The organism is Mesorhizobium sp. M7A.F.Ca.CA.003.01.2.1, assembly GCF_003998945.1.
Taxonomy (GTDB): Bacteria; Pseudomonadota; Alphaproteobacteria; order Rhizobiales; family Rhizobiaceae; genus Mesorhizobium; species Mesorhizobium ciceri.
In genome coordinates, this window is the sequence record NZ_RZRA01000200.1 from 1 (window position 1) to 6845 (window position 6845).

Sequence of the window (6845 nt, forward strand, 5' to 3'; positions counted from 1 at the left end):
GGCCAACTCCCCGGCCGAGAGGACAACGCCAAACTTTTCGGTGGCTTCCTCTGATGTGTAGTACCCCAGCGCCACGTCGCGCAGCACAAGATCGGCATCGCGCTGCAGCGGATCGCCATAGCCGCCGCCGCCCGGCGTGCCGACGCGCACGCGGTCGCCGGCCTTGAGCGCAATGTCCTGTTCTTTGGACAAATGCGGCGGCACGTGTTCCTCGCCGTTGCGGAAGACGGTCACCGTGTTGACGGCGCCGTCCTTGCCGCCAAGCGCGCCCTGCGGGCCGAACCGGCCATGGTCCATGACGAAGGAAGCGCGGGCGTCGCCGCGCAGGATTTCCACCTCATAGGCGAGGCCGAAACCGCCGCGATGCTTGCCGGCGCCGCCGGAGCCTTCACGCAAGGCGTAGTGGCGGTAGAGCACCGGGAATGCCTGTTCCATGATCTCGACCGGCGGCGACTTGGAGATGCCGATGGTCGAGCAGCCATTGGTCAGGCCGTCATGGCCTGAATTGCCCCCATAACCGCCGCCGGAGATCTGATACATGACGTAGTCGCGGCCGCGTGCCGGGTCGTTGCCGCCGAGTGCGAAATTGCCGCTGGAACCGGCGGGTGCGGCGGTCACCTTGTCCGGCAATGCCTGCACCATCGCCGCAAACACCGCCTCGGCGATGCGCTGCGACACCTCGGCGGCGCAGCCCGAGACGGGCCGCGGATATTTGGCGTCGAGGAACGTGCCTTCCGGCCGCTTGACGATCAGGGGTTCAAACGCGCCGGCGCTGATCGGCACATCCGGGAAAATGTGGCGCATGGCGAGATAGACCGAGGATAGGGTCGTCGCCAGCACGCTGTTCATCGGCCCGGCGCAGGGCTTTGACGAATCGGTGAAATCGAAGGTCAGCGTGTCGCCCTGTTTTTCGACGGCGAGCGCGATGATCAGCGGCTCGTTGACCACCCCATCGGAATCGACAAAGGCCTTCGAATGGTAGGTGCCGTCGGGAATGGCTGAGATGTTGGCGCGCATCTGCTCGGCCGCGCGGCGGCGCAGTTCGGCGATCGCCGCGACAACAGTTTCGTCACCGTAACGATCCAGGATTCCATTCAGCCGATCCTGGCCGATCAGCAGTGCGGCGGCCTGGGCCCTGATATCGCCGATGCGCTGGTCGGCGACGCGGATGTTGGAGCAGATGATGGCGTAGATTTCCGGGTCGAGCACGCCCTTCTTGAACAGTTTGACCGGCGGCAGCCGCAGGCCTTCCTGCTCCACGGCAGTCGCCCAGGCTGCAAATCCGCCCGGCACCGAGCCGCCAATGTCGGGCCAATGGCCGGTGTTGGATAGCCAGCAGAAAATCTTGCCGTCCCGGTAGACCGGCATGGCGAAGCGCACATCCATCAGATGGGTGCCGCCGAGATAGGGGTCGTTGACGACGTAGATGTCGCCTGGTTCCGGCGGCAGGCAACGGCCGTCGGCGATCATCTCGATCACCGTCCTGGTCGAATACTGCATGACGCCGACGAACACCGGCAGGCCCTGGCTGCCTTGCGCGATCAGCGAACCGTCGACAGCCGAATAGATGCCGTCGGAACGGTCATTGGCCTCGGCGATGACCGGCGAGAAAGCGGCGCGAGAGAACGTAAGGTCCATCTCGTCGCAGACCTGCTGCAGGGCCGCCTGGAGGACCGAAAGGGTGATGGCGTCGAGCTTTGCCATATCAGGCCTCGCCAATGTCGATGATGATGTTGCCGTCAGCGTCGCTGCGTGCGCGGTCGCCGGGTTCGAGCACGGTGGTGGCATCCATCTGTTCGAGGATCGCCGGGCCTTCGATGATAGCATCGAGCGGCAGCTTTTCACGCGCATATACGGGCGTGTCGTGCCAACGGCCGGCATACCAGACCGGCCGGATTTCGCGCCGCGCCTCGTCCAGCGTTGCTGCGCGCCCCGCCGGATCGATCAGGCGCGACAGATCGATCGCCAGACGCACGCCGGTGACCGATGTATTGAGATTGACGAGATTGGCTCGGATTTCCGGCAGCTCGACCTTGAAGCGGGCGAAATAGGCCTTTTCGAAAAGCTGCTGCAGCGTTGCCCGGGTCACCGAGGAGGACGGCAGCGCCACGTTGATGATGTGGGTCTGGCCGACGAACTGCATGTCGGCGGAGTGGGTGACGCGGATCGTCTCCGGCTTTACCGCTTCCTTGCCGATCAGCTCCTCGCCTTCGTTTCGGTGCCGTTCCAATACCCCATGAAGGCGCGTTTCGTCGAGCACCGACACCGGCTGGTTGATGGTGTTGACGAAGTCGTGGCGCAGGTCGGCAACGACGCAGCCGAGCGCGTTGGTGATGCCTGGACGCGCCGGCACCAGCACCTTGGGCAGGCCGAGTTCGCGCGCCAGGGCAGTCGCATGCAGCGGCCCGGCGCCGCCAAAGGCGAACAGCGCGAAATCGCGGGGGTCATGACCGCGTGACACCGACACCATGCGGATGGCGCCGGCCATCTTCATGTTGCCGAGCCGCAGCACCGCGCCCGCCGCCTCGACGCCGGACAGGCCGGTCGGCTTGCCGATTTTCTCCTCGAAGATGCCGGTGACGCGCTCTGATGTGACCGGGTTTTCGACTGCCAGCAGCTTCTTCGGCGCCAGCCGGCCGAGCACCAGATTGGCGTCGGTGATGGTCGGATCGAGGCCGCCGCGCCCGTAGCAGATCGGGCCGGGGTTGGCGCCGGCGCTTTCCGGGCCGATCTGGATCAGGCCGGCCGCGTCGACGCGGGCGATCGAGCCGCCGCCGGCGCCGACCGTGTGCACCGCCACCATCGGCACATGGATCGGCATGGCATATTCGATCTCGATCTCGTTCGAGACAGCCGGCTCGGCATTGCGGATCAGCGCCACGTCGGTCGAAGTGCCGCCCATGTCGTAGGTGACGAGGTTTTCGAAGCCGGCACGTTTTCCGGTGTAGGCGGCGGCGATGACGCCCGAGGCCGGACCGGACATGACAGTCTTGGCCGATTCACGTGTGACGAAGCGGGCCGAGATCATGCCGCCATTGCCGTTCATGATCAGGAAGTCGCGGGCATAGCCTTTTGCAGCCAGTTCCTTGCGCAGCCGCTCGACATAACGCTCGAGGATCGGCTGCACCGAGGCGTTGACCGAAGCGGTGACGCCGCGCTCGAACTCGCGCGCCTCCGACAGCAGCGCATGGCCTGCCGTGATGTAGCCGTTCGGCCAGAGCTCGGCGGCAATTTCGGTGGCGCGCCGCTCGTGCGCCGGATTGGCGTAGGAATGCAGGAAATGGATGACGAGGGATTCGCAACCGGCCGCGATCAGCGTCTGCACCGCCTCGCGCATTTCGGCCTCGTCGAGCGGTGTGCGTATCTCACCCGACGCCTCGACGCGCTCCGACACTTCGAGCCTGAGATTGCGCGGGATGATCGGCACGAAGCTGCCGGTCATGCCATAGGCCTGCGGCCGCGTGCGCCGGCCAAGCTCGATCACGTCGCGAAAACCGCGCGTGGTGATCATGCCGGTTTTCGCCAGCCGGCGTTCGAGCACCGCATTGGTGGTGGTGGTCGTGCCATGCACGATGAGGTCGATGCCGTCGATCGGAAATCCGGTGGCGCCGAGTGCCGAAACGACACCGAAGGCCTGGTTGTCGACCGTGGTCGGCGTCTTGGCCAGATACACCCTGCCGCCATCGCTTCCGTCGATCAGGAGCAGGTCGGTGAAGGTGCCGCCGACATCGATACCGGCAACGACATTTCCCTGGGGATCGCGCGCTTGCGCCGAAATATTCTCTTCCATCGTCGAAACCCGAAATGCGCGGACTACGGATATGCGTCAGTTTGGAAAGCTGTTTTAAGGGAGCATCTTGACGCAAATATCGTTTGTATACTAATAAATTCCGGACACAAGAGCTTGCCGCTTTGGAGTGTGCGAACAGCACGCCGGGACCTGAATGGTCCGGGCGCGCAGGTGAAGGTTTGGCGCCCGCGTCCGTGAGCTGGGCCAGAAGGTTGGATTTGATGAACACCACATCCGCTCTCAACACCGTCGGCGCCCGACCGCTGCAGTTCCCGATTCCGGCCAATGTCTATGCCGAAACCGTGGTCTCGGTGAAGCACTACACCGACCGGCTGTTCTCGTTCCGCATCACCCGTCCGCAGTCGCTGCGCTTCCGCTCCGGCGAGTTCGTCATGATCGGCCTGCCCAATGCAGAGAAGCCGGTGTACCGCGCCTATTCGGTGGCGAGCCCGGCCTGGGACGAAGAGCTGGAATTCTTCTCGATCAAGGTGCCGGACGGCCCGCTGACTTCGGAGCTGCAGAAGATCCAGGTCGGCGACACCGTCATCATGCGCCAGAAGTCGACGGGCACGCTGGTGGTCGACGCATTGACGCCGGCCAAGCGGCTGTTCATGATCTCGACCGGCACCGGCATCGCGCCCTTCGCCAGCCTGCTGCGCGACCCCGACACCTACGAAAAATTCGATCAACTGATCCTGACCCATACCTGCCGCGACAATGCCGAGATGACCTATGGCCAGGAGCTGGTCGCAGCACTTGAAAGCGACCCGCTGATCGGTGAACTGACCACTGGGCGCGTCACGCTCTACAATTCGACGACCCGCGAGGAATCGGCACGCATGGGCCGCATCACCGCGCTGATCGGCTCCGGCAAGTTCTACAGCGATCTCGGCATCGACAAGCTCAACCCGGAAACCGACCGGATCATGATCTGCGGCTCGATGCATATGCTGAAGGACGTCAAGGAACTGGCCGAAAGTCTCGGCTTCGAGGAAGGCTCGCTGAGCCATCCGGCGACTTTTGTCGTCGAGCGCGCCTTCGTCGGCTGAGCCGCACCAACATCTCGAAGTCTACGTTTTTGACCGCACGGTCAAAAACTGCTGCTTTCGCCGCCTTTTTCGGTTATGACCGCCCGCAGGACTCGTGAAGTACGGCTTCACGGGCTATCTTCGGCATACGTCGCTGAATGAAAGGGCAGGAGATGAGCAGCACAATCCGCGAAGCCGATGTCGGCCCGTCCAAGGTGACGCCGCTGCCGGCGCGTGCCGCCGCCAATACAGCCGTCCCGCACGATCATCGCATTGCGCGCAACCCCGGCATGAAGCTCGACCTTGGCTTCATGGAATCGGTGCGCAGCGTCAATCGCTCGGCGCTGGAACGGCGCGTCGCCAGCCTGACCAAGCGGCGCTCGATCAAGGCCGACAACCAGGCCGCCTGGCTGCTGCGCGCCGTCGCCTGCATGGATTTGACGACGCTGAATTCCAACGACACCGAGGAGCGCGTGCGCCGGCTCTGCGCCAAGGCGATCAACCCGTTCCGCCGCGACATTGTCGAGGGCCTCGGCATATCAGGTGAAATCATCCGCCCGGCCGCCGTCTGCGTCTACCACCCCTTCGTTGCCACCGCCGTCGATGCGGTGCGCGGCACTGGCATCCATGTCGCCGCCGTCTCCACCGCCTTTCCGCATGGCCTGGCGCCGCTGTCGACCCGTCTGCAGGAGATCGAGGCCTCGGTCCGTGACGGCGCCGACGAGATCGACGTCGTCATCCCGCGCGGCCTGGTGTTCGGCGCCAAGTGGCGGGAGCTTTACAATGAGATCGTCTCGATGCGCGCCGCCTGCGGTGATGCGCATCTGAAGGTCATCCTCGGCACCGGCGACCTCGCCACGCTGCGCAATGTCATGCTGGCCTCGATGGTGGCGATGATGGCGGGCGCCGATTTCATCAAGACCTCGACCGGCAAGGAAAGCGTCAACGCGACGCTGCCCGTCGGCCTCGCCATGGTGCGTGCCATCAGGGCCTATTTCGAGGAAACCGGCTATCTCATCGGCTTCAAGCCGGCCGGCGGCATTTCCACGGCCAAGGCCTCGCTCGACTGGCTGGTGCTGATGAAGGAAGAGCTCGGCCGGCCATGGCTGGAGCCGGACCTGTTCCGCTTCGGCGCGTCGAGCCTCTTGACCGACATCGAGCGCCAGCTCGAGCATCATCTGACCGGACATTATTCGGCCAATCATCGCCACGCGATGGCGTAAGCCTTTACCCCCACCCCGATCGGCTTTTGCCGATCGACCCTCCCAGGCGGGAGGGTGAAGGAGGCACCTGATGAACATTCTCGATCGCTATCACGCCATGGAATACGGCCCGGCACCGGAGGCCCGCAACGAGGCCGACGCCTGGCTTGCCGCGCGCGATTTCGGCAAGGCGCTGTTCATCGGCGGCGACTGGAAAGCCGCTGCCGGCGGCAAGACCTTCGAGACCAGCGAGCCGTCTTCCGGCAAGCTGCTGGCCGAGGTCTCGGACGCCAATGCCGCCGATATCGACGCGGCGGTTGCGGCCGCCGCCAAGGCGCTGCCGAAGTGGTCGGCAGCCTCAGGCTATCAGCGTGCCAAAGTACTCTATGCCATCGGCCGCGCCATGCAGCGGCATCAGCGCCTGTTCGCGGTGCTTGAGACTATCGACAACGGCAAGCCGATCCGCGAAAGCCGCGATATCGACGTGCCGCTGGCGATCCGCCATTTCATCCACCATGCCGGCTGGGCGCCGGCTGCACCGTGGTGCTGAAGCCGGCCGAGTTCACGCCGCTGACCGCCATCCTGTTCGCCGAGATTTGCGAGCGTGCCGGCGTGCCGAAGGGCGTCGTCAACATCGTCCAGGGCGGCCCTGAGGCCGGCGTCGCCATCGTCAACCATCCCGGCGTCCAGAAGATCGCCTTTACCGGCTCTTCCGAGGTCGGCAAGATCATCCGCAAGGCCACCGCCGGCTCGGGCAAGAAACTGTCGCTGGAGCTCGGCGGCAAATCGGCTTTCATCGTCTTCGAGGATGCCGATCTCGACAGC

The 6845-nt window shown here is 64.6% G+C and carries 4 protein-coding genes and 1 pseudogene; 3 read left to right on the forward strand and 2 right to left on the reverse strand.

What is annotated here, in order from left to right; genetic code table 11:
- Together EN969_RS10905 and EN969_RS10910 are read right to left on the reverse strand one after the other, a co-directional pair.
- On the reverse strand, positions 1-1704 hold a 1704-nt coding region (locus tag EN969_RS10905), incomplete at its 3' end, for a hydantoinase B/oxoprolinase family protein (protein WP_127419120.1).
- 1 nt (position 1705) lies between these two features.
- Positions 1706-3790: a hydantoinase/oxoprolinase family protein gene (locus EN969_RS10910; protein ID WP_063169686.1), complete on the reverse strand. Its 2085-nt coding sequence runs from the start codon at positions 3788-3790 to the stop codon at positions 1706-1708.
- Between the two features lie 221 nt (positions 3791-4011).
- Between EN969_RS10910 and EN969_RS10915 the strand changes: the two genes are divergently transcribed.
- The 3 genes and pseudogenes from EN969_RS10915 to EN969_RS10925 all read left to right on the forward strand — a co-directional run.
- The gene (locus EN969_RS10915; protein WP_063169685.1) at positions 4012-4839 is read left to right on the forward strand and encodes a ferredoxin--NADP reductase; all 828 of its coding nucleotides are present in this window, start codon (positions 4012-4014) and stop codon (positions 4837-4839) included.
- 152 nt (positions 4840-4991) lie between these two features.
- On the forward strand, positions 4992-6041 hold the full coding sequence (deoC, locus tag EN969_RS10920; protein WP_063169684.1) for a deoxyribose-phosphate aldolase: 1050 nt from the start codon (positions 4992-4994) through the stop codon (positions 6039-6041).
- 70 nt (positions 6042-6111) lie between these two features.
- Positions 6112-6845 (forward strand): annotated as a pseudogene (locus tag EN969_RS10925) (aldehyde dehydrogenase family protein); the annotation flags it as partial.

Excerpts from the sequence above, each read along its gene's own strand:
- EN969_RS10910 (WP_063169686.1), bottom strand. The coding sequence starts at position 3,790 with ATGGAAGAGAATATTTCGGCGCAAGCGCGCGATCCCCAGGGAAATGTC.
- EN969_RS10915 (WP_063169685.1), top strand. The coding sequence starts at position 4,012 with ATGAACACCACATCCGCTCTCAACACCGTCGGCGCCCGACCGCTGCAG.
- deoC (WP_063169684.1), top strand. The coding sequence starts at position 4,992 with ATGAGCAGCACAATCCGCGAAGCCGATGTCGGCCCGTCCAAGGTGACG.